Raw genomic sequence first — 19,770 nt, 5'->3', positions numbered from 1 at the left:
TAGTGTGTACGACCGCACCTCGTTGGAAGTTGATCCTGGTCAACAGGTCGTCGATGCGATGTCGCGGTCACAAGCCGGGTCGGACGTCTGGTTGACCGTCTCCCGTTACCATCTCAGCTTCCGCGGCTGTCGATGGGAGGAGCAGGTGGTTCGTGCTCAAATGTCGCGCAAGCAGACCATTGCGATGGCCATCATGTTCGCGGGAGACATGCTGCTTGCTGTGCTGCAGTTTGTTTCCACCATATCGGCAAAGCTCACCCCGATCGCTCCGCCAGCACCGCTCGCGCCGTCGCTACGAACGCCTGCGCCGCCGGCGACAGCGTGCGGCCCTGCCGCTGCAGCACGGACACACCGGTCGAGTGAGAGCCGGGCGCACCAGCGGCTTGGCGATCAGGGTCGGAAACTGGTCAGCCGGCAGCATCGTCGCGGGCAGGATGGCGAGGCCCAGGCCTTGGGCCGTCATGGCGAGCGCGGTGTTGATCAGCGTCACTTCATAGGTTGGCGACAGACGCTTGCCCTGCGCGCCCAGCGCCTGATCGATCTGCATCCGGATCCGTGTCTCGCGCCGCATCGCGATCGTCGGCAGCTGCGCCAGCTCGTCCCATGTGAGGGAACGCCGCGCGGCGAACTCGGTGGTGCGGCGGCCGATCGCGCTCAAGCGTCCGCGCGTCAGCGTCTCGATCGTCATCTCCGCGAACTCGCCTTCCACGCTGCCGATCGCGAATTCCGCGTCGGTTGCGATCAGGCGCGGCACGAGATCGTCGGCAGCGACATCGCGCATGTCGATCTCGATGTCGGGATGGGTGGCGCGGAATGTCGCGAGCACCTGGGGCAGCAGCGCCGATGCGGCGCCGGCCGAGGCGACGAACGCGACGCGGCCGGCGCGCGCTTGCGCGAGGTCGTGCATGCGCCGCGACAGGCCCTGCGCATCGCTCAGCATCCGCTCGGCGGCGTGAAATGCCTCATGGGCGGCCAGCGTCGGTTGCACCGACCGCGTGGAGCGGTCGAACAGCCTGACGCCGAGCTGGCCCTCGAGCTGCTGGATCAACAGGCTCGCCGCCGATTGCGTGATCCCGAGCTCGCGCGCCGCCCGCGTGATGCTGCGGGTGCGGTACACGCCGGCGAAGGTCCGTAGCTGCCGCAAGGTGACATTCATATGCAAAACTCATGAGTTGATGAGTTCTTTCTGTCTTATCTCATAAACGACCCTGCAATAAAATGCATGCTGCGCGGACGACGAATCCGCAGCTGCCTAGGGGGATGAAACGAGCATGAGGACACAGGTGCTGGTCGTGGGTGCCGGGCCCGTGGGTTTGACCGCGGCCATGGACCTCGCTTCGCGCGGGATCGACGTCGTGATCGCCGAGACCCGCCATGCCGGCGATCCACCCAGCGTCAAATGCAACCACGTCTCGGCGCGCTCGATGGAGATATTCCGAAGGCTCGGTATCGCCGCCAAGCTGCGCGAGGCGGGACTTCCGGCGGACTTTCCCAATGACTGCTCCTATCGGACCACGGCGACCGGCATCGAGCTCTGCCGCATCGATATTCCCTCGCGCGCGCGTCGCTACAGCGCAACCGGCGGTCCCGATACCTGGTGGCCGACGCCCGAGCCGCCGCACCGGATCAACCAGGTCTATCTCGAGCCGATCCTGTTCGATCATGCCGCCGCGCAGCCGCGCATCACCATTCTGGCGCGCACGGAAGTCGTGTCGATCGAGCAGCATGACGATCATGTGGTCGTGCTGGCGCGCGACCTCGACAGCGGAAGCCTGCTTCGCATCGACGCCGGCTTCGTGATCGGGTGCGATGGCAGCCGCTCGCTGGTTCGCAAATCGATCGGAGCCAGCCTGTCCGGCACGCCGGTGATCCAGCGTGTGCAATCGACCTTTATCGAGGCGCCGCAGCTCAAGGAGCTGATGGGCGCGCACAAGCCGGCCTGGATGGTGCTCTCGCTCAACCCGCGGCGCTCCGGCACCACCGTTGCCATCGACGGTCACGATCGCTGGCTGATCCACAATCACCTCAAGCCCGACGAGCCCGAATTCGACTCGGTGGATCGCGACTGGTCGATTCGCGCCATTCTCGGCGTCGACGAGCGCTTTGAATATCGTGTGCTCAGCAAGGAGGACTGGGTCGGGCGGCGCCTGGTGGCCGATCGCTTCCGCGATCGCAGGGTCTTCATCTGCGGCGACGCCGCGCATCTGTGGATGCCCTATGCGGGCTATGGCATGAATGCAGGCATCGCCGACGCCGTCGACCTCTGCTGGCAATTGGCGGCGCATCTGAACGGCTGGGCGCCGGCGTCGATCCTCGATGCCTATGAAGCGGAGCGCCAGCCCATCACCGAGCAGGTGTCGCGCTTTGCGATGGACCACGCCATGAAGATGATGGCGCAGCGCGGCGGCGTCTCGGCGGAGATCGAGGACGACACGCCGCGCGGCCAGGCGGCGCGCGCGGCGCTGGCGAGGGCAGCCTACGATCTCAACGTGCAGCAATATTGCTGCGCAGGATTGAATTTCGGCTACTATTACGATGCCTCGCCGATCATCGCCTATGACGGCGAGACGCCGCCGGCCTACACGATGGGAAGCTTCACGCCTTCCACCGTGCCGGGCGCCCGCGCGCCGCATCTGTTCCTGCGCGACGGACGATCGCTCTACGACGCCTTCGGGGTTGGCTACACCTTGCTGCGGCTGGACCCTGCGATCGACGTGGCGGCGCTGAGATCCGCAGCGGAGACGCGTGGCATGCCGCTGGCCTTGGTCGATGTCGCGCCGGATGAGGCAAATGGGGCCTATGCCGAAAAGCTGGTGCTGGTGCGGCCCGACCAGCACATCGCCTGGCGCGGGCAGGCTGCACCCGAAGATGCGCCGGGCTTGCTGGCGCGGCTCACCGGCGCGGCGGCGTGAAGAAGATCAAGCTGCCGGCCTGACGACGACGCCAGGCGGCTCACACAAAACGCATCGAGGAGGAGAACGTGTTTCGCATTGCAAGGCGCCGCATTCTGGCCGTGCTGACGGCCGCGACTTTCGTCGGGCTGCCGCTGGATGCCGTGAAGGCAGCCTATCCGGAGCAATTGATCAAGATCATCGTGACCTTTCCGCCCGGCGGCAGCGCCGACACGGTCATCCGCGCGCTCGAACCCTTGGTCACTGCCGAGCTCAAACAGGGCCTGGTCATCGAGAACCGCGCCGGAGCAGGGGGCAACATCGGCATGGCCGCGGTCGCGCAGGCGAAGCCGGACGGCTACACGCTCGGCGTGGCACCGGCGGGTGCGCTGACGGTCAACCCGTATCTCAACGCGTCGATGCCGTTCGAGCTGAAGGATCTCGCGCCCATCACCCTGCTTGCGGAAATCCCCTTCGTGCTCGTCGCCGCCGCCGACATTCCCGCGCACAACATGGCCGAGACGGTCGCGCTGGCCAAGGCGAGGCCAGGCGCGCTGTCGATCGGACATGGCGGCAACTCGACTGCGATGCATTTGACAGCCGCGCTGTTCACGCACAGGACCGGGATCGCGATGGAGCTGGTGCCTTATCGCGGCACCGCACCGGCGACGGTCGACGTGCTTGCGGGCCATATTCCGTTCGCGGTGCTCGATATCCCGGCATCGCGGCAATTGATCCTGGAGCGCAAGCTCAACGCGATCGGCGTTTCCTCGGCGCGCCGCCTTGCGTCCTTGCCCGATGTGCCGACCCTCGCGGAGAGCGGCATTGCGGGCTTCGAATCCGTTGGTTGGTTCGGGCTCGTTGCTCCCGCAGGCACGCCTGCCGACGTCATCAGCAGGCTGAACGAGGCCTTCACGAAGGCGCTGAAGGACCCGTCGGTGGTCGAGAAGATCAGGACGCTCGGCGCAGAGCCTAGCCCCATGTCGCCCGAACAGTTCGCCCGCTTCATTCAGGACGAAAGCGCCAAATGGGGCAAGCTCATCCGCGATGCCGGCATCAAGGCGAACTAGTCGGCAGCCGGCCGGAACATCTCGCTGGCGAGGCAGGAAAATTCCGGCTCGCGTAAGCCATTGATCTTTCAGCCGCCGTCTACTGCGCATGGGATTGTTTTCGCGTTTATTGTTGTCCGGGGCATAAGACGTCTGGCACGGCGGCACCCGCTTGAACCCAATCCCCGCCCGCTCCGACCCAGCACTACCCCGCCCTCCGGCGGGACCGAGGTAACCACACCCGATGTTCGACAAGACTTACCGCGACCGCCTCGAAGCCGATCTGGCGCGATGGGAGGCCGAAGGCGTAATTGCGCCGGCGGCGGCCGCGTCCATCCGCAATGCGCTGCCGCCGCTGCCCGCGGGCATCAACATCGCAATGGTGGTCGGCATCGTCGGCGGGCTGCTGATCGCGGCCGCGTTCCTCGCCTTCGTCGCCGCGCACTGGACCGAGATCGCGCGGCTGGCGCGGTTCGCGATCCTGATCGCCGGCATGGTCGCGACAGGCGCGCTCGGCGCCTGGTTCGCTGGGCGGGGCCGCGACGTTCTTGCCGATCTCTGCGCCAGCATTGGCGCGATCATCTTCGGCGCGGGCATCGCGCTGGTCGGCCAGATGTATCATCTCGGCGAGGATTTTGCCGGCGGCATGCTGCTGTGGTCGATCGGCGCGTTTGCCGCCGCACTGTTGACCGGCTCGCGCGGGGCGCTCGCGGTCGGCCTCGTCGCCGCCAGCATCTGGACCTGCATGCGGATCCACGATTCGCCGGATATCCTGCATCTTCCCTACGTGGCGGTCTGGCTGATCGCAGCAGGCCTTGCCTTGGCGTGGAATTCACGTGTCGCGGCCCATCTCGTCGCGCTCGCGGTGCTGCCGTGGTGGATCGCGACCTCGCTGCGCTTCGAGCTCGACGGCGCCCAGCCGTCCTTCGTGCTCGCCAACGGCGCGGCCCTGCTGTTCGGCGCCGGGCTTGCGGTCGCCGCGATGCCAAACCCGCGGGCGGCGCGGCTCGGCAGCGTGCTGTCGATCCACGGTGCGTTCGCGCTGGCCGCTGCAGCTTTCCTGGAGGTGACGACGGCCGACGACATCATTCACTTGCGGACGACGCGCGCAGCCTCGGCTCAGCCGCTGTGGGCGATCCTGTGCGGAGCGGCGGGGGTGATCCTCGCCCTCGTCTCCGCCACGCTCACCAGGCGCAGAGGCGAGATCCTTGCCGCCGGCGCGATCGGGCTTGTGCTGCTTGCCGCGCCGTTCTGGCCGGTCGCCCCGGCCGGCGAGCCCTGGCTGGCTTATGCCGCGCTGCTTGGCGCCATGCTGTGCCTCGTCGTCTCCGGCATGCTCGATGAGGTCCGTCCGCGCATCGTCGCCGGCTGGCTCGGCATCGCCGGCGTGATCGCCGGCATCACCTGGGCGGTGAAGGGCTCGCTGCTCGCCCGCTCGGCGTTCCTGGCGGCGGCCGGTGTCGTCGCCGTTGCCTTTGCCACGGCGCTCAACCGCGCGCTGCCGAGGAGTGCACGATGAGCCAGCTGGTCACGTCCCTGTCGGCGCTCTGGCAGCGTATCCCGAAAGCCGTGCTGTTCGGCCTCGCCGTCCTGGTGCAATGCCTGCTGCTGATGCTGATGGTCGTCGACCGCGTGCAGATCCTGCGCGAAGGGGTCGAGGTGACCTTGCAGACGCAGCCGGTCGATCCGCGCGATCTCCTGCGCGGCGACTATGTCGTGCTCCGCTACCTCATCTCGGAAGTGCCGGCAGGCAGCCTCGCCGGCAAGCCGGCTGAGGCGCGCAATCCGACCGTGTTCGTCAAGCTCGCGCCCAATGCCGAGGGCCTTTACACGGCCGTTTCAGTGCATGCCGAGCCGGTGCCGGTCGCGGCGCCCGAGGTGCTGATCCGCGGCCGCGTCAGCTATTCCTGCGGATCGAACGGCCGCACCTTCTGCGACAAGCTGACCATCAAATACGGTCTCGAAAGCTATTTCGTGCCGCAAGGCGAGGGCGGCAAGCTCGAGCAGGCCCGCAACCAGCAGAAGCTGCGGATCGTCGCCGCCGTGCTGCCCTCGGGCCGCGCCGCCATCAAGCGGCTGCTGCTTGAGGGGGAGCGGGTGTATGAGGAGCCGCTGTATTAGGGGGTAGGGGCTGGATAGATCGATTGCCGCGGCGCCGGGTTTGGGCTTTCTCCTCTTGGAGACTGTCCCACGCGAAAACACCCTCTCCTCTCCCGGGCATGTGTGATTCGGTCGCGTCCAAGCCCTCGGTCGCCCGGGGGCATGCCGCTGCGATGGTCGGCCATGTGCCCAATTCTTTCAAACCGCCGCTGAAAAGCTGCGGCGACCGGCATCTTCGCCGTGACATGGCGTTGCCAGCTCCTAGATCCAGTCTGACTTTTGCCCCGGCCGCCTTGTCCAGCCCGCCATCCTCGCCTATCAACGCCCCGACTACGGGGGCCGCTACTCCTATATGGCGCCTTCAGAAGAGGTGGCAGAGTGGTTGGATGCACCGCACTCGAAATCTGGCATAGGTGCAAGCCCAGCGCGGATTCGAATCCCTCCCTCTCTGCCACTGCGTCGTCGGAGGACGCTTTTCCACCAGGGCGCGATCCCCGCTCTTGCCGAATCTCAGCTAATAGAGAAACACAGCGTAGGGCAGCCGTTCTCGCTCCGAGCATTGCGCGCGAGGATGGGGAGCCTATGGCAGATCGGCCGAAGGCCCGGAACGAGAAGAGTTGAATGCCCCTCCTGAACTGGCTCACCCGAGACGTTGACATTCGAGCCGCGCGGCTTGTGCCGTACCGCTTGTTAGAGGAGGTATCCAACCTGTCAGTGGGTGATCCGGCGGGAGGAAATATGCTGATCCAGGGCGACAACCTGGACGCGCTTAAGGCGCTCTTGCCCTTCTATGCTGGGCAGGTGAAGTGCATTTACATCGACCCACCTTACAATACGCGATCGGCGTTTGAACACTACGACGATAATCTCGAACACGCCCAGTGGTTGGCGCTGATGTGGCCGAGACTCGAAATTCTGCGTGAGTTGCTGGCGGAAGACGGCAGCATTTGGGTGTCCATTGACGATAACGAGGGTCACTATCTCAAAGTCATCATGGACGAGGTGCTCGGGCGCAGCAACTTCATCGCGAACGTCCTTTGGCAGAAGGTATTCTCGCCGAAAAACACCGCAAAACATTTTTCCGAAGATCACGATCACATTCTTGTCTACGCAAAGAATGCTGAGCCCTGGCGGCCAAACCATATGCCCCGATCGGATCGCATGAATGCGAGTTATCGCAACCCAGACAACGATCCACGAGGCGCATGGACATCAGGGGACCTTTCAGCGCGAAACTTCTATGGTGCAGGCACCTATTCCATTACCTGCCCAAGTGGCCGTGTCATCACGGGGCCGCCGAATGGGATGTATTGGAGGGTCTCTAAGGATAGATTCCTCGAAATGGACAGAGATGGTCGCATTTGGTGGGGTGCTGATGGAAACAACACGCCGCGCATAAAGCGATTTCTCACGGAAGTTAAACAAGGCGTCGTACCGCAAACGATGTGGATGAATACTGATGTAGGGAATACGCAAGAGGCTAAGAAAGAAGTAGTTGCTTTATTTGGTGCTGAGAACTTCATGACACCAAAGCCCGAGCGCTTACTGGAGCGCATCTTGCACATCGCAACCAGTCCTGGCGACCTCGTTCTCGATTCCTTCCTTGGCTCTGGCACGACTGCTGCCGTAGCGCACAAGATGAGTCGCCGCTATATCGGTATCGAGATGGGCGAACACGCCGTCACGCACTGCGCCCCGCGCCTGACGAAAGTTATTGAGGGCGAACAGGGCGGCATCTCGGAAAGCGTTGGCTGGAAAGGTGGCGGCGGCTTTCGCTTTTATCGTCTCGGCCCGCCGGTATTCGACCAGGAGGGCCGTATCCGCGGTGACATCGCGTTCCCGGTTCTCGCCGCGCACATTTGGTTCAGTGAAACTGCGACACCCTGGACTGCGAGGCGACGCACGCCCTTCCTTGGGATTCACGACGGACGCGCGTTTGCGCTGCTCTACAACGGCGTCCTCGGCGACAAGCGCCCCGAGGGCGGCAATGTTCTGACTCGCGCGACGCTGGCACTGATCCGCGGGGCCATCGCCAAGGTTGATTGCACGTTTGCAGGACCAATCACTGTCTATGGCGAGCAATCCCGCATCACCGCGTCTACGCTGGACCGCGAGGCGGTGACATTCAAGCAGACCCCCTATGACGTAAAAGCACGGCGTTGAGGATCGGGCATGAAGCTCAAACGATATCAGACCGAAACGCTCGATATCCTTCGCGTCTTTCTGGAAGATGCACGGATTGCCGGCCCGAAGAACGCCTATGACGCTATCACCAAGACACCGGATCTAGCCAAGCGGCTTGGGCGCTACCGGACCGACTACAAAACGCTCGAAGGGCTACCGGGCACGCCATATGTCTGCCTGCGTTTACCGACTGGTGGCGGCAAGACCATTCTCGCCGCACACGCTGTCGGCGCGGCACGCGACGCCTGGGTAGAAAAGGATTATCCGCTCGTGCTCTGGCTGGTGCCCTCGAACACCATCCGGCAGCAAACCGTCGAAGCCCTGCGTCACACGCGACATCCGTATCGCCAGGCGCTCGACGACCAATTCGAGGGACGAGTACGGGTTTTCGACATCGCCGACTTCACGACGATTCGGCCGCACGATATTAGCGACAACGCCTGCATCGTTGTCAGCACCATCCAGACGCTGCGTGTGAACAATACCGAAGGCCGCAAAGTCTACGCGCATAACGAAAACATGGAGCCGCATTTTAGCGCGGTTCCAAAGACAATGACGGGACTCGAGCAGATCGGCGGCTCCACGGACGCGGCCGGCAATCCTCGCTTCTCCTTCGCTAATTTGCTTCATGTTCATCGGCCTCTAATGATCGTGGACGAAGCCCATAATGCTGTCACCGGGCTGTCGCGCGACATGCAGGAGCGCGTAAATCCTTGCGCCATCATAGAATTCACGGCAACTCCGCGCTTCGATTCGAACATTCTGTACAGCGTCACGGCGCAGGAACTGAAAGCGGCAGAGATGATCAAGCTACCGATCATCTTGGCTGAACACGACAGTTGGCAAACTGCAGTGAACGGTGCGATCGCGAGTCGTGCGGCCCTTGCGGAGGCGGCTAAAGGAGAGCCGGACTACATTCGTCCCATCGTTCTTTTCCAGGCGCAACCCCGCAATCAAGAGGTGACGATCGAGGTGCTGAAAAAGCATCTCATCGAAGTAGAGCAGATCACCGAGGATAGAATCGCCATTGCCACCGGCGATCAACGTGAGCTCGATGGGATTGATCTGTTCGATCCGAAATGCCGCATTGAATTCATCATCACGATCGAGGCTCTGAAAGAGGGCTGGGACTGCTCCTTTGCCTATGTCTTCTGCTCAGTTTCGCGGATCCAAAGCGCGACTGATGTGGAGCAACTGCTAGGCAGAGTGCTGCGGATGCCCTACGCGCAACGCCGCAAGGACGACGCTCTGAACCGGGCATTTGCGCACGTTTCGGAACCATCATTCGGCGTCGCCGCTTCGGCGCTGGCCGATAAACTTGTGGCGATGGGTTTCGATGAGCAAGAAGCCCAAGAGATCATTGAACCAGCGCAGGGTCATTTCGATGATACCGGCTTGTTCGCGCCGCGGGAGCGGCCCCGCCCAATATTTCGCCACCGTGTGGTCGCGACGCCTGATGTCATCGACGCTCTTGCCGCGGTTGGCACCAGCGATGGGGTGACGGTTGCCGCTCAGGAGGATGGCGTCGTCGAAATCGCCGTGGAAGGTGACGTTGGGCCGGAGCTTGAAGCGGCGATTGCGGCCGTTATTCCACCTCAAGCTCGACAGGGTTTCGAGGAAGCTGTTCAGAAATATCGCGCCGATACTCGGGGCCAACTCACGCCTGCCGAGCAAGGTGAAGTTTTCCGCGTGCCTCGGCTGATTTCCGAGATCCAGGGTAGCTTCGAATTTGCCGATCCAGATGTTTTCATGGAGTTCCACGACTGGTCGCTTACCTCCCATCCGGCGCGGCTGGATGAAGCGGCGTTCGCTATTCGCGAGACGGCACGTAGTTTTGAAATCGACGTGGACGGCAATCGTGTTGCCTACCAGTTCGCTAGCGAGGATGAACAACTTGCGCTCGACGTCGAGGTGGACGGGTGGTCGCCGCAAAATCTGGTGCTGTGGCTTGACCGCCAGTTGCGTCAGCCGGACATCAACCAGTCGGACCTGCTGCGATGGCTTACCGATGCCATCGGCCATTTGACTGGGCCTCGTAAGATTCATATTGCCGCGTTGATGCGGACGAAATTCATTCTTGCCCGCAAGCTACGCGAACGCCTCGCTGCGGCACGATTAGCGGAGCAACAAGCGGTCTACGATCGTTACCTGTTCGCTCCGGATGCCCGTGTTCAGGTGTCATTCGAGAATGGATTCCAATTTCGCGACGGCATGTACCTCGATGTTAAGAAACATCGCGGCGGTCGATGGCGGCCACGCAAACACTTCTTAGGGGCGGATGGCTTACCCGCGTTCGATGGGGCTGAAGAAGGCGAGGAATTCCAATGTGCGCAGGTGATCGATAGCCTGTCTGAAGTGAAATTCTGGCTGCGGAATGTTGCCCGGAGCGCCGAGTCATTCTGGTTGCCAACTGCCACGGGGAGGTTCTATCCAGATTTCGTGGCTCAGCTCAACGACGACCGCTTGATGGTGATCGAATACAAGGGCGCCCTTCTAGCGGGTAGCGGTGTGGACGATACAAATGAAAAGCGCACGATCGGCCGTTTGTGGGAGCAGAGTAGCGGCGGCAACGGTTTGTTCATCATGGTCGAGAAGCAACTTGGCGATCGTGATATGCGTGGCCAGCTACAGGACAAGATCCGCGGATGAGGATTGTGATGTCAGCCTTGAGATGAGCGAACACGCTGCGCTCAATCTCGGCATACAATGGCCCTCATCGGGCCGCCAATCAGGCGAGTGTTAATGCTGCCATAGTGCGCCTGTTTTGCCCGACGAGTCAAACCAGCCGTTACGGTGACAGTGCACGTAACTCCGACTATCCAATGCCAACGTCGGAGAAAACAAGTCCTATAGCTTCGGCGGGCACCTCGCTCGCCTCCGTGAGGCCCAGCCAGAACTCTGCCTGTCAGCCCTCTTGCGACAATGCCACTATGCTCCTTGTTTTGCCCGACGAAGCAAATCACGGGAGGACGTCATTCGGAATGGGCCGCAACGACCGCCGCCAATTCCCGGCGGCCCGCTTCAGTGTGCCGGACAGGCGAGTCAAACCACGTTCTCCCGACCTTTCGCATCCCGAACTCCTGCCCGATCCGCCCCTCTTCCCACCCCCCACCTAACCCATTGATCTTGCAACCCCCGTCTACTGTGCATGGGGTTGTTTTCGCACTTTTGATGGTCCATGGCAGAAGGCGAGGCGTTCGAGCGCCGCGGCACGCGATCCGCCGCCCACCCAAGCGAGACCAACATGCACTCTTCCGCCAGCGGCTGGGGCAACGGACTTCTCGGCGTCATCATCTTCAGCGGCTCCTTGCCGGCGACGCGCGTCGCGGTCGGCGGCTTCTCCGCGCTGTTCCTGACCTCGATGCGCGCGGTGATCGCCGCGCTGATCGCTTTCGCCGTGCTCGGCCTGCTGCGTCAGGTCCGGCCGCAGCGGAGCGATCTCGCGTCCCTCGCCATCGTCGCCGTCGGCGTCGTGGTCGGCTTTCCCCTGCTGACCGCGCTGGCGCTCCAGCACATCACGTCCGCGCATTCGATCGTCTTCATCGGCCTGCTGCCATTGTCGACGGCGATCTTCGCCGTGCTGCGCGGCGGCGAGCGGCCGCAGCCGCTGTTCTGGCTGTTCGCCGGCCTCGGCAGCGCGACCGTGGTGGGCTTCGCCCTGTCCGGCGATGGATCGGCTTCGCTGATCGGCGATCTCCTGATGGTCGCCGCGATCGTGCTGTGCGGGCTCGGCTATGCCGAAGGCGCGGCGCTGTCGCGCCGGCTCGGCGGCTGGCAGGTGATCTCCTGGGCGCTGCTGCTGGCGCTGCCGCTGATGGTGCCGGTCGCGATCCTGAGCTGGCCGCCATCCTGGAGCGGCGTCAGCGTGCCGGCCTGGATCGGGCTTGCTTACGTCTCGATCTTCAGCATGTTCGTCGGTTTCATCTTCTGGTATCGCGGCCTCGCGCTCGGCGGCATCGCACGCGTCGGCCAGCTGCAGCAGCTCCAGCCGTTCTTCGGCCTCGCGCTCGCTGGGCTTCTGCTGCACGAGCCCGTCGCCTGGAGCATGATCGCCGCGACCATGCTCGTGGTCGCCTGCGTCTTCTTCGCGCGGCGGTTTGCGTGAGGGTTGTGCCTTACGGCTACTCCATCACCGTTTTCGTCAGCGCCGAGCGGGCGAACTTCTTCAGCGGCATCGGCTTGCCGAACAGGAAGCCCTGCACGAGGTCGAAGCCGAGCTCGTTGGCGACGACGAGGTCGGCGCGGCTCTCGACACCTTGCGCCACCGCCCGCGCGCCATAACCCTTCGCGAGCTCGACGATGTGACGGCACACCGTGCGCTTGAGCCGGTCGTTGCCGCTGCCGGTGACGAACTGACGGTCGGCCTTCAGTTTGACGAAGGGAATCCGGTCCAGCTCCATCAGCGCCGGCCAGTTGGCGCCGAGATTGTCGATCGACAGGCCGATATTGTGCAGGCCGACCTCGCGCGCGACCTCGGTGAGAAGATCGAGGTCGCGGATCGCCTCCTCGCTGTCGATCTCGACGGTCAGGCCGCCGAAGGCCGGATGCGTCGGCACGCGGCGGCAGAGATCGCGCACCGCCTGCGGCTCCCTGAGATAGGAGGCGGGAAGATTGATCGACAGATCGACCGGGCTCTGTTGTTCCAGCAGATAGTGCCAGTCCTGCATGGCGCGGTCGATCACGAACTCCGACAGGTCGCGCAGATGCGGATCATGCGGCTCCGGAATGAAATAGGCCGGCGGCACGACGCCCCAGGTCGGATGCCGCATCCGCACCAGCGCCTCGGCGCCGCTGCGGACCAGCGTGCGCGCGTCGATCTTGGACTGGTACCACAGCTCCAGCCAGCCGGCATGCAGCGCTTCGCCGACATGGACGGCCGGGCTCGGCGCCGGCTCTTCCGGCAGCAGCATCGCCACGCGCTCGCGCAGCGTCTCCGCGGCGAAGGGCGTGGTCAGCGGCGGCAGCATGGCGAGGCCATATTCCTCGCCGACCTGCCGCACGGCCCTGACGATGATCGATTCGCGCGCGCCGACCGCCAGAACTTTCCCGGTGAAGGCCTCACGCACCAATATCTCCAGAAACCGTCCCGGCTCGATGCCGTCGGTGGCGACGCCGAGCAGGATCAGATCCGGCAATTCGCTGGCGAGCACCGTCTGCAATTCGTCCGCACTGGCGCATTCGCTGGTAACGAAGCCGAGATCCTCGAGCACTTCGCTGAGGAAGGCGCGCAAGTGACGCTTGCTGTCGGCCACGCAGGCCCGCGGCGTCACCTTTCTTCGCCCGAAGGTCACAGGCCTTCGTCCGAGGAGTTCAATCATCCCATCGTTCATCTACACCACTCCCGTTCCGTGACGGTTTCTTAAACGGCGAGCGTGGGTTCAAATAAGGAGAGCTTCACATCGTTGTTGAATTATCTGAGTAACGTTAAGCCCTGCAATTCGAGCTAATTTTTCGACAGTCTGTTCGAAAAGAATTCGCACACCCCAGCACCGCACGCGCAACGACTGCAACGCTTGCAGAATCTCTCGCACACGATATCGGGAGCGTCTGTTCCTCGGCCGATGCAGGCGGCGTCGAGGTGGTGTGCCCTTTCGAGGCACCAGCGACGCATCGGAAGATTAATCGCAGGCACTCGTTCTGAATGCGGGCTGGCGGCGCTCGACAAGGATGGGTGAACAGGACCGCGTCGTCCGCGGCGGGTTGGGGCGAGCGACAGCGGCGCCGAACCGCCCGCATGCGCGCAAGGCGGGCATGTCTCGCTGACGCTCGCGATGGTCCTGCGACATCGCAGCCGCGCCCGCGGCCGCGAATGTGAAGCGCATTACACGCGGATTGCCGCACTTGCGCTATTGCTCCGCGCAGCCGGTGGTGGGCTGTCGAGGATTGCGACCATGACGACACGGCGAATGGCTTATTGGTGGTTCCGGGTCGTGATGTCGGGGCGATTCCTCGACCGCTTCCTGTGCCTGCCGCGCGCGCAATAGGCGCAGAGATCAGCTCTGCCCGATCAATTTGCGAAACGCCGCGGCGCCGTCGTGCACCACGTCGCGTCCCTTCCAGGCGAGGTAAGTCAGCTTGCCCGAGAGCGTGTCGTGGCTCCGCAATCGCCGCGATCCGAGGATATGGCCGACGTTGGACGGGAAGCGGCTCACCTCGGCCGACACCAGGGTTGCGATCGCGTCCATCAATTGCTGAAGGCGGACGCCCCATTCGCAATTCTCGATGCCGTCGATGCGCACCTTGAGCGCATATTCGGTGTCGTAGATATCGGTGAGCAGGTCGCGGGCGATCAGCACCCGGTTGTGCCGGAGCGCGACGCGAAGCGCGAGGCGCTTGTCGTCGAGCCGGTCGAGCACCATGTGAACGACGCAGGCATAGGGCGTGGCGGCGACATCACTGGCGCTCTTGCTTGCGGCAGCCTTGGTGGCGAGCCGCACCAATTGCCAGGACGTCGTCAGGCGCCTCGCCACCAGCGCCAGCGCGAAGGGCAGTGCTTCGGGGTGCGCCTTCTTGAAGGCGTCGAGCTGTGCGGTGATCTGAACCACCTGGCCGTCGTCGAACTTCGCGATCCTTTCGGGCAGCTTCTCGTTGAACTTGGGCAGCGCATCGCCGGCGCGCAGCACATACAGCATCTTCCTGACGTCGTCGAAGGCGCTGCGCGAGGCCGTGTATTGCGCGAGCTTGGCGCGCGCGAACTCGGTGCTGTCCACTGAGGCGAAGGTGCTCCTCGAGAACCTTGACGACCTTGGTCTGGAAGGTCGAGGCGACCTTCAGGACCTCCTTCTGGTTGTTCACGGCGATCTGGTCGTTGATCGCCTTGATGTAGTCGCGCGCCATGGTCGGCAGCAGGTCGCGGCAGATCCACTCCCAGATCGGAGTGAGGGTATTGCGCGAGATCCGTCCCATGTTGCCGTGCTCGGGCGCGCCGTCGATCAGCAGCAGCTCGAGCGGCGCGAAGAAATAGCGCGAAGGACTGGTGGCGCGCGCCTGGGTCGATCCGTCCTTGCGAAATTCGGCGCGCAAGCGGGACTGGATTTCGCTGGAACCCGGCATGTCGATACCGCACAGCTCGAGCCGCTCGAGCTCGCTGAGCAGACAGCTGCGCGACAGCGGCGTCAGCCTCTGCAAGAATTCCGACAGCCGATCGATCTCGTTCATGGCACGCAATCTTTCGCAGCGTTTCCCGCGGGCGTGCAGGCCCAATGCGTGGAGGCATTTGCGCGCTCTCAACCTCGCCAAGAGAAGCAAGTCGCCGTTAATTATTCCGTAAAATCAGGGGGGCCGCGGCCGGGCCGGGCGATTATGGCCCGCCTCTTGGTCCAATTCCGGCTGAATTCAACCTTCGCGGGGCGGCCGCGACCTCGCGCAGGCACAAATTGTGCCGATGCCGTCATTTCAGCGCAAATCCGCCGAAATCACCGTAGTCTTACGGAGCAAAAAGTTAACCACAGGCCGGCCCCGGTTCCGCTAAATGAGTGACATGGGGTCACAGAATGATACGGCCACCGATTCGCCGCCCTCGGAATGGTACGACAGCAGCGCTGCTGCAACCGAAGAGCTCGATCTGGTCCGCTTGAGTGCCGCCCGGGCCAAGGCGGCCGACGAGATGGCAGCTGCCATCGCCCGCGAGCTCAACGGCCCCCTGACTGCGCTGCTGCTCTATATGGGCGAGATCAAGCATCACAGCGATCAGCTGGCGCCGGCGAGCGCCGACCGTGCCTATTTGCAGCGGGTGGTCGAGAATGCGCTGGCGCAGACCGAGCGCGTTTGCGCCCTGGTCAAGCAGCTTGCCGGCCCCGACAAGGGCAGCCTGTCGGTCCCGTCCAGCGTCGCGGACAATAGGGCTCCGCGGGCACAGCAGGCTCCGCGCGTGCCGAGCGCCGAACTGCTCGGCCTGACGGGCCAGAAGCGCCTCACCAAGCGCGAGCGCGAGGTGCTGAGGCTGATCAGCGAAGGATACTCGAACAAGCAGGGTGCGCTTCGGATGCAGATCAGCCCGCGCACCTTCGAGAGCCATCGTGCCGAGGCGATGCGCAAGCTCGGTGCGCGCAACACCGCGGACCTGGTCCGCGCGGCACTGCTGCATTCCATCGACTGAGGGGGCCGGTGGCGGCCCGGGCTCGGCGAAACCCGGTCGCGCTCAGAAATAGTCTTCGGCGAAGGGACGCGCGCGCGAGGCGGGGCGCAGCGGCTTGATCATTTCCTTCGGCTCGTTCGGGATGATCGTGATGGTCCAGCGGGGCGGCATGCTCGATTCCTGCTCCAGTACCGAACGCACGAAGCCCGTCACCGTCGAGTCGCCAGCCTTCACCGTTGCCATCCGGCCGTTGAACTGTGCGATGCGGAAGCGGCGAACCTCTTTCTGGTCCGCAGTCTCAAAGGTGAACATGGACAACCCTCCTGGTTTGCCGCGACTATCGCCACCTATGATTAGCCATCTCTAAATATCCCAAGCCGTAGAAGTACGGCGGGAATGCACGCGCGGGTGGTCAGCGCGGCTCCTGGGCGCGGGCGGCGGCGTAAGCCGCATCCATCAGGTCCAGGAGATCGCCGAATTCGACATCGCCGAGTCTCTCCGCGGTCTTCTCCAGCGTCAGCGCCAGCGCCGCCAGCCTGACATAGCCGAACGTTCCGGCGGCGCTCTTCAGCGAATGCGCTTCGCGCGCGATCCTGCCGTGGTGCTGCGCGAGCGCGAGCGTCCGGAATTGCCGCAGGCGTGCCGCGGTCTCGCTCCAGAACACCTCGCGCACTTCACGGGCCCCGTCCTCGCAGATCTCGCGCACCAGCGCTTCGTATGCGCGCGGCTCGCGCGCGGGCTCGGCATCAAGCGCCTTCTGCGCGGGTGCGACGGTGACGTCAAACATGGCCTTGCTGCCTTGATCACGGGTCATTTGTCGCGCGGCACGTGCCGGCGCGAGGGTCTCCCGTGTCTACCGCACGCCAATTTCAGTTCCGATAGCGGGACATGAGGTGTTTGCAGGCCGGCATTAGCTGGCGGTTCACCATGCGGGCCGCTATCAGCGCGCGCCGAGCAGCCGGTCGTACTGCGCCTTCACGGTGGCGTAGCATTCGCAGGCCGTCTGGCGCAGGCCGTCGAGGTTGAGGATCTGGATGTGTCCGCGGCTGTAATGGATGAAATCGGCCTGCTGCAACGTATTGGCCACCAGCGACACGCTGTTGCGACGCGCCCCGATCATCTGTGCCATGGCCTCCTGGGTCAGCAGCAGCCTGTAATCGCCGGACAGATCATGCGTGTGCAACAGGCAGCGCGCCAGCCGCGACTCCACCGGATGGGCGGCGTTGCAGCCCGCGGTCTGCTGGACCTGGGCATAAACCGCCAGCCCGTGGCGCGTCAGCGCGGTGCGCAGGGTGCTGCTCTGGTCGGCGGCGATCCGCAGCCGGTCGAGATCCATCACCGACGCAAGGCCCGGAATCAGCACGAGGGCAGTGTTCAACGCGCACGCATCGCCCATGGTCGAGAGCGTGCCGAGCAAGCTGTCGCGGCCGATCATGGCGACCTGGACGTGTTCGCCCCTGGCGAGTTTCACCACCAGCGAGATAACGCCGCGGTGGGGAAAATAGGCGCGCTTCAGCGTCTCGCCGGCCTCGACCAGCACGGCATCATGGGGCAGATCGACTGTTCGTAGGTGCGGGCGGATCAATTCATAATCGTCTGCCGGAAGTGCGGACAGGAAACCGTTGGACGAGCGCACCATCGTTTCCAAAGCTGCCTCCCGTGTGCTGCCGATCGAATCGCGCGATGCCCAAGGTCTCGTGCGGCGCAGCAGCTTCCATCATGTTCCCCTCGGGATATGTTGGCAATTGGGACAAGATGTCCGCTCCGACGTTCGTTCCCGGAGGTGGCGTTCCTGCCGGCACACGATCGACGGCGCCAGCCGTCGTCACGGCTCCTCTCCCAGGAGGCGGAGGTGGCAAACCTTCACCGTCGCATAGCACTCGCAGGACGTCGCCTGCAGCGCCCGCAGATCGCGGATCTCGATGTGGCCCCGGCTGTAGTGGATGATGCCGGCGCGCTGGAGGTCATGCGCGACCAACGAGATGGCATTTCGCCGGACGCCGATCATCTGCGCCAGCGCCTCCTGGGTCAGCGGCAGGATTTCACCGGGGGAGAGGTCGCGGGCGCGCAGGAGCCAACGCGCGAGCCGCGCCTCGACCGGGTGCAGCGTATTGCAGAGCAGCGATTGTTGCGCATGCGCGAGCAAGAACTGCTCGTGGCGGATGATCAGCTCGCGAAACGAGGTGCTCGCGGCCGCGACGGAGCGGAAGGCCGCGATTTCCAGCATGGACGCGGTACCGGAAAACAGCACGGCCGCGTCCGACAGCGCGATGCCGTCGGCCAGCGCGGCGCCGCCGCCCACGACGCTGTCGCGGCCGAGCATCGCGATCTCGATCGTCTGGCCGTCGGCCAGGCCGACCGTGATCGAGACCGAGCCGCCATGCGGGAAGTGGACGTATCTCAGCGCCGCACCCGCTTCACCCAAGACAGACTTCCTGACCATTTCGACCGTCGCGAGATGCGGACGCAGCAGCTCGAAAGCCGGCGGTTCGAGCGATTGCAGCAGCTGATTGGGCGGGGGGCCGCTCGCGGTCATGAGGTCAATCCGGCGGGTCGTTGGAACTATTCTGCGGACGTTCGTTGTCCAATTGCGCGGTGAACACAAATTATTGTAAAGGTTGTATCGGCGTCCATATACCCGTTAGAGGGCAGACAAGCCGTCTGATTTGCGGCCGAAATGAGAGGGATATCGATTCGCTCGTGAGCGGGCGCGTCGCCTGCAAGGGCGTGCAGGAAAAGCGGTAAGGGGGCCGCATGAGCCGGAAGCATGGCATCCGTGCCGCGATTGGGCGCCTGGTGACCCGTGACGTCCGTCGAACCAGTGATGATCATCCCACAGGGCTCTGAACCCCGGCGCGCCGCGCATCTCATCTCGGTCGTCTCCGTCCTCGGTCCCTAATGACGTTGGCGGCCATCTCTCTCTTGATCAAAAGCGAAGGAGGAAGGCGTGTCTCACGGTCCAATGATTGAATCGCCGGAGCCGGAAGCTCAGGAGAGGACCGGGTGTCGACACCATATTCTCGTCGTCGACGACGACCCGATGGTGTGCATGGCCATCGAGGTCTATCTTCAGCGCAACAATTTTCGAGTGACGATTGCCGATGGAGGCGAAGCCGGACTGCGCGCCCTCGAACATGGACAGGTCGACCTGATGATCGTCGATATCTTCATGCCGCACATGCGCGGGTTCGAATCGATCCGGATCTTCCACGAGCGCGCGCCGGTCGTTCCGCTGATCGCGATGTCCGGCTACGCCTTCGCCGATCTGAATTCGCCTGCACCCGACTTTCTCCGGATGGCGCTGGAGCTCGGTGCCGCGCGTTGTCTGCGCAAGCCGTTCACGCCGCACGCGCTGCTCGCCGCCATCAATGATTGCCTGGCGGAGCGTCGTCCCGACGACGGCATGGCCGCGCGATTGGGTTAGCGCGACGCCGGCCGTCATGACGACGAGGTAACCGTTCGTTTACCT

Annotated in this window: 14 protein-coding genes and 2 pseudogenes; 9 read left to right on the top strand and 7 right to left on the bottom strand. The window is 63.8% G+C overall.

Annotated features, from left to right (window positions below; translation table 11 throughout):
• Positions 1-254: 254 nt before the first annotated feature.
• Positions 255-1,156 (bottom strand): annotated as a pseudogene (locus ACETMP_RS21560) (LysR family transcriptional regulator).
• A gap of 115 nt (positions 1,157-1,271) precedes the next feature.
• Here ACETMP_RS21560 and ACETMP_RS21555 point away from each other — a divergent pair.
• The 7 genes from ACETMP_RS21555 (at position 1,272) to ACETMP_RS21525 (ending at position 12,329) form a co-directional block, all read left to right on the top strand.
• On the top strand, positions 1,272-2,912 hold the full coding sequence (locus tag ACETMP_RS21555; RefSeq protein WP_375157764.1) for an FAD-dependent oxidoreductase: 1,641 nt from the start codon (positions 1,272-1,274) through the stop codon (positions 2,910-2,912).
• Between the two features lie 68 nt (positions 2,913-2,980).
• Positions 2,981-3,961 carry a Bug family tripartite tricarboxylate transporter substrate binding protein gene (locus tag ACETMP_RS21550; RefSeq protein ID WP_375157763.1) on the top strand — a complete coding sequence of 327 codons (981 nt, stop codon included), beginning with the start codon at positions 2,981-2,983 and terminating at the stop codon, positions 3,959-3,961.
• A 223-nt stretch (positions 3,962-4,184) separates the two neighbouring features.
• A complete protein-coding gene (locus tag ACETMP_RS21545; RefSeq protein WP_375157762.1) occupies positions 4,185-5,459 on the top strand; it encodes a DUF2157 domain-containing protein in 1,275 nt (424 codons plus the stop codon).
• Positions 5,456-6,061, top strand: coding sequence for a GDYXXLXY domain-containing protein (locus tag ACETMP_RS21540; protein ID WP_375157761.1), 606 nt, complete (start codon positions 5,456-5,458; stop codon positions 6,059-6,061). Before ACETMP_RS21545 ends, ACETMP_RS21540 begins: the two co-directional genes overlap by 4 nt.
• A 717-nt stretch (positions 6,062-6,778) precedes the next feature.
• On the top strand, positions 6,779-8,203 hold the full coding sequence (locus ACETMP_RS21535) for a site-specific DNA-methyltransferase (protein ID WP_375157760.1): 1,425 nt from the start codon (positions 6,779-6,781) through the stop codon (positions 8,201-8,203).
• Positions 8,204-8,212: 9 nt separating this feature from the next.
• A complete protein-coding gene (locus ACETMP_RS21530) occupies positions 8,213-10,873 on the top strand; it encodes a DEAD/DEAH box helicase (RefSeq protein ID WP_375157759.1) in 2,661 nt (886 codons plus the stop codon).
• Between the two features lie 595 nt (positions 10,874-11,468).
• Positions 11,469-12,329 (top strand): DMT family transporter, encoded by an 861-nt coding sequence (locus ACETMP_RS21525; protein ID WP_375157758.1) that lies wholly within the window; start codon positions 11,469-11,471, stop codon positions 12,327-12,329.
• 16 nt (positions 12,330-12,345) lie between these two features.
• Here the strand turns inward: ACETMP_RS21525 and ACETMP_RS21520 are convergent, their stop codons facing one another.
• Both ACETMP_RS21520 and ACETMP_RS21515 read right to left on the bottom strand, forming a co-directional pair.
• The gene (locus ACETMP_RS21520; RefSeq protein WP_375157757.1) at positions 12,346-13,554 is read right to left on the bottom strand and encodes an EAL domain-containing protein; all 1,209 of its coding nucleotides are present in this window, start codon (positions 13,552-13,554) and stop codon (positions 12,346-12,348) included.
• A gap of 663 nt (positions 13,555-14,217) precedes the next feature.
• A pseudogene (locus ACETMP_RS21515) lies at positions 14,218-15,382 on the bottom strand (hypothetical protein).
• A gap of 322 nt (positions 15,383-15,704) precedes the next feature.
• Between ACETMP_RS21515 and ACETMP_RS21510 the strand changes: the two are divergent.
• Positions 15,705-16,322 carry a LuxR C-terminal-related transcriptional regulator gene (locus tag ACETMP_RS21510; RefSeq protein WP_375157756.1) on the top strand — a complete coding sequence of 206 codons (618 nt, stop codon included), beginning with the start codon at positions 15,705-15,707 and terminating at the stop codon, positions 16,320-16,322.
• A gap of 42 nt (positions 16,323-16,364) precedes the next feature.
• Here ACETMP_RS21510 and ACETMP_RS21505 read toward each other — a convergent pair whose 3' ends face one another.
• The 4 genes from ACETMP_RS21505 to ACETMP_RS21490 form a co-directional block, all read right to left on the bottom strand.
• Positions 16,365-16,613 (bottom strand): hypothetical protein, encoded by a 249-nt coding sequence (locus ACETMP_RS21505; protein WP_375157755.1) that lies wholly within the window; start codon positions 16,611-16,613, stop codon positions 16,365-16,367.
• 100 nt (positions 16,614-16,713) lie between these two features.
• The gene (locus ACETMP_RS21500; protein ID WP_375161955.1) at positions 16,714-17,088 is read right to left on the bottom strand and encodes an Hpt domain-containing protein; all 375 of its coding nucleotides are present in this window, start codon (positions 17,086-17,088) and stop codon (positions 16,714-16,716) included.
• Between the two features lie 153 nt (positions 17,089-17,241).
• Positions 17,242-17,940: a Crp/Fnr family transcriptional regulator gene (locus tag ACETMP_RS21495; RefSeq protein WP_375161954.1), complete on the bottom strand. Its 699-nt coding sequence runs from the start codon at positions 17,938-17,940 to the stop codon at positions 17,242-17,244.
• Positions 17,941-18,126: 186 nt separating this feature from the next.
• A complete protein-coding gene (locus ACETMP_RS21490) occupies positions 18,127-18,837 on the bottom strand; it encodes a Crp/Fnr family transcriptional regulator (protein ID WP_375157754.1) in 711 nt (236 codons plus the stop codon).
• Between the two features lie 426 nt (positions 18,838-19,263).
• Between ACETMP_RS21490 and ACETMP_RS21485 the strand changes: the two genes are divergently transcribed.
• Positions 19,264-19,725: a response regulator gene (locus ACETMP_RS21485; RefSeq protein ID WP_375161953.1), complete on the top strand. Its 462-nt coding sequence runs from the start codon at positions 19,264-19,266 to the stop codon at positions 19,723-19,725.
• The last annotated feature ends 45 nt before the right edge of the window (positions 19,726-19,770 follow it).

This window comes from Bradyrhizobium dasycarpum, assembly GCF_042019905.1.
GTDB classification, from domain to species: Bacteria; Pseudomonadota; Alphaproteobacteria; order Rhizobiales; family Xanthobacteraceae; genus Bradyrhizobium; species Bradyrhizobium japonicum_B.
The sequence above is the reverse complement of the archived record's forward strand: the minus strand, read 5'-3'. Positions and strand labels throughout refer to the sequence as shown.

Bases quoted from the DNA above. Each gene is read 5' to 3' on its own strand.
- ACETMP_RS21555 (WP_375157764.1), top strand. From the start codon at position 1,272: ATGAGGACACAGGTGCTGGTCGTGGGTGCCGGGCCCGTGGGTTTGACC.
- ACETMP_RS21540 (WP_375157761.1), top strand. From the start codon at position 5,456: ATGAGCCAGCTGGTCACGTCCCTGTCGGCGCTCTGGCAGCGTATCCCG.
- ACETMP_RS21520 (WP_375157757.1), bottom strand. From the start codon at position 13,554: ATGAACGATGGGATGATTGAACTCCTCGGACGAAGGCCTGTGACCTTC.
- ACETMP_RS21495 (WP_375161954.1), bottom strand. From the start codon at position 17,940: ATGGTGCGCTCGTCCAACGGTTTCCTGTCCGCACTTCCGGCAGACGAT.
- ACETMP_RS21525 (WP_375157758.1), top strand. From the start codon at position 11,469: ATGCACTCTTCCGCCAGCGGCTGGGGCAACGGACTTCTCGGCGTCATC.
- ACETMP_RS21490 (WP_375157754.1), bottom strand. From the start codon at position 18,837: ATGACCGCGAGCGGCCCCCCGCCCAATCAGCTGCTGCAATCGCTCGAA.
- ACETMP_RS21510 (WP_375157756.1), top strand. From the start codon at position 15,705: ATGGGGTCACAGAATGATACGGCCACCGATTCGCCGCCCTCGGAATGG.
- ACETMP_RS21485 (WP_375161953.1), top strand. From the start codon at position 19,264: ATGATTGAATCGCCGGAGCCGGAAGCTCAGGAGAGGACCGGGTGTCGA.
- ACETMP_RS21545 (WP_375157762.1), top strand. From the start codon at position 4,185: ATGTTCGACAAGACTTACCGCGACCGCCTCGAAGCCGATCTGGCGCGA.
- ACETMP_RS21530 (WP_375157759.1), top strand. From the start codon at position 8,213: ATGAAGCTCAAACGATATCAGACCGAAACGCTCGATATCCTTCGCGTC.
- ACETMP_RS21535 (WP_375157760.1), top strand. From the start codon at position 6,779: ATGCTGATCCAGGGCGACAACCTGGACGCGCTTAAGGCGCTCTTGCCC.
- ACETMP_RS21505 (WP_375157755.1), bottom strand. From the start codon at position 16,613: ATGTTCACCTTTGAGACTGCGGACCAGAAAGAGGTTCGCCGCTTCCGC.
- ACETMP_RS21500 (WP_375161955.1), bottom strand. From the start codon at position 17,088: ATGTTTGACGTCACCGTCGCACCCGCGCAGAAGGCGCTTGATGCCGAG.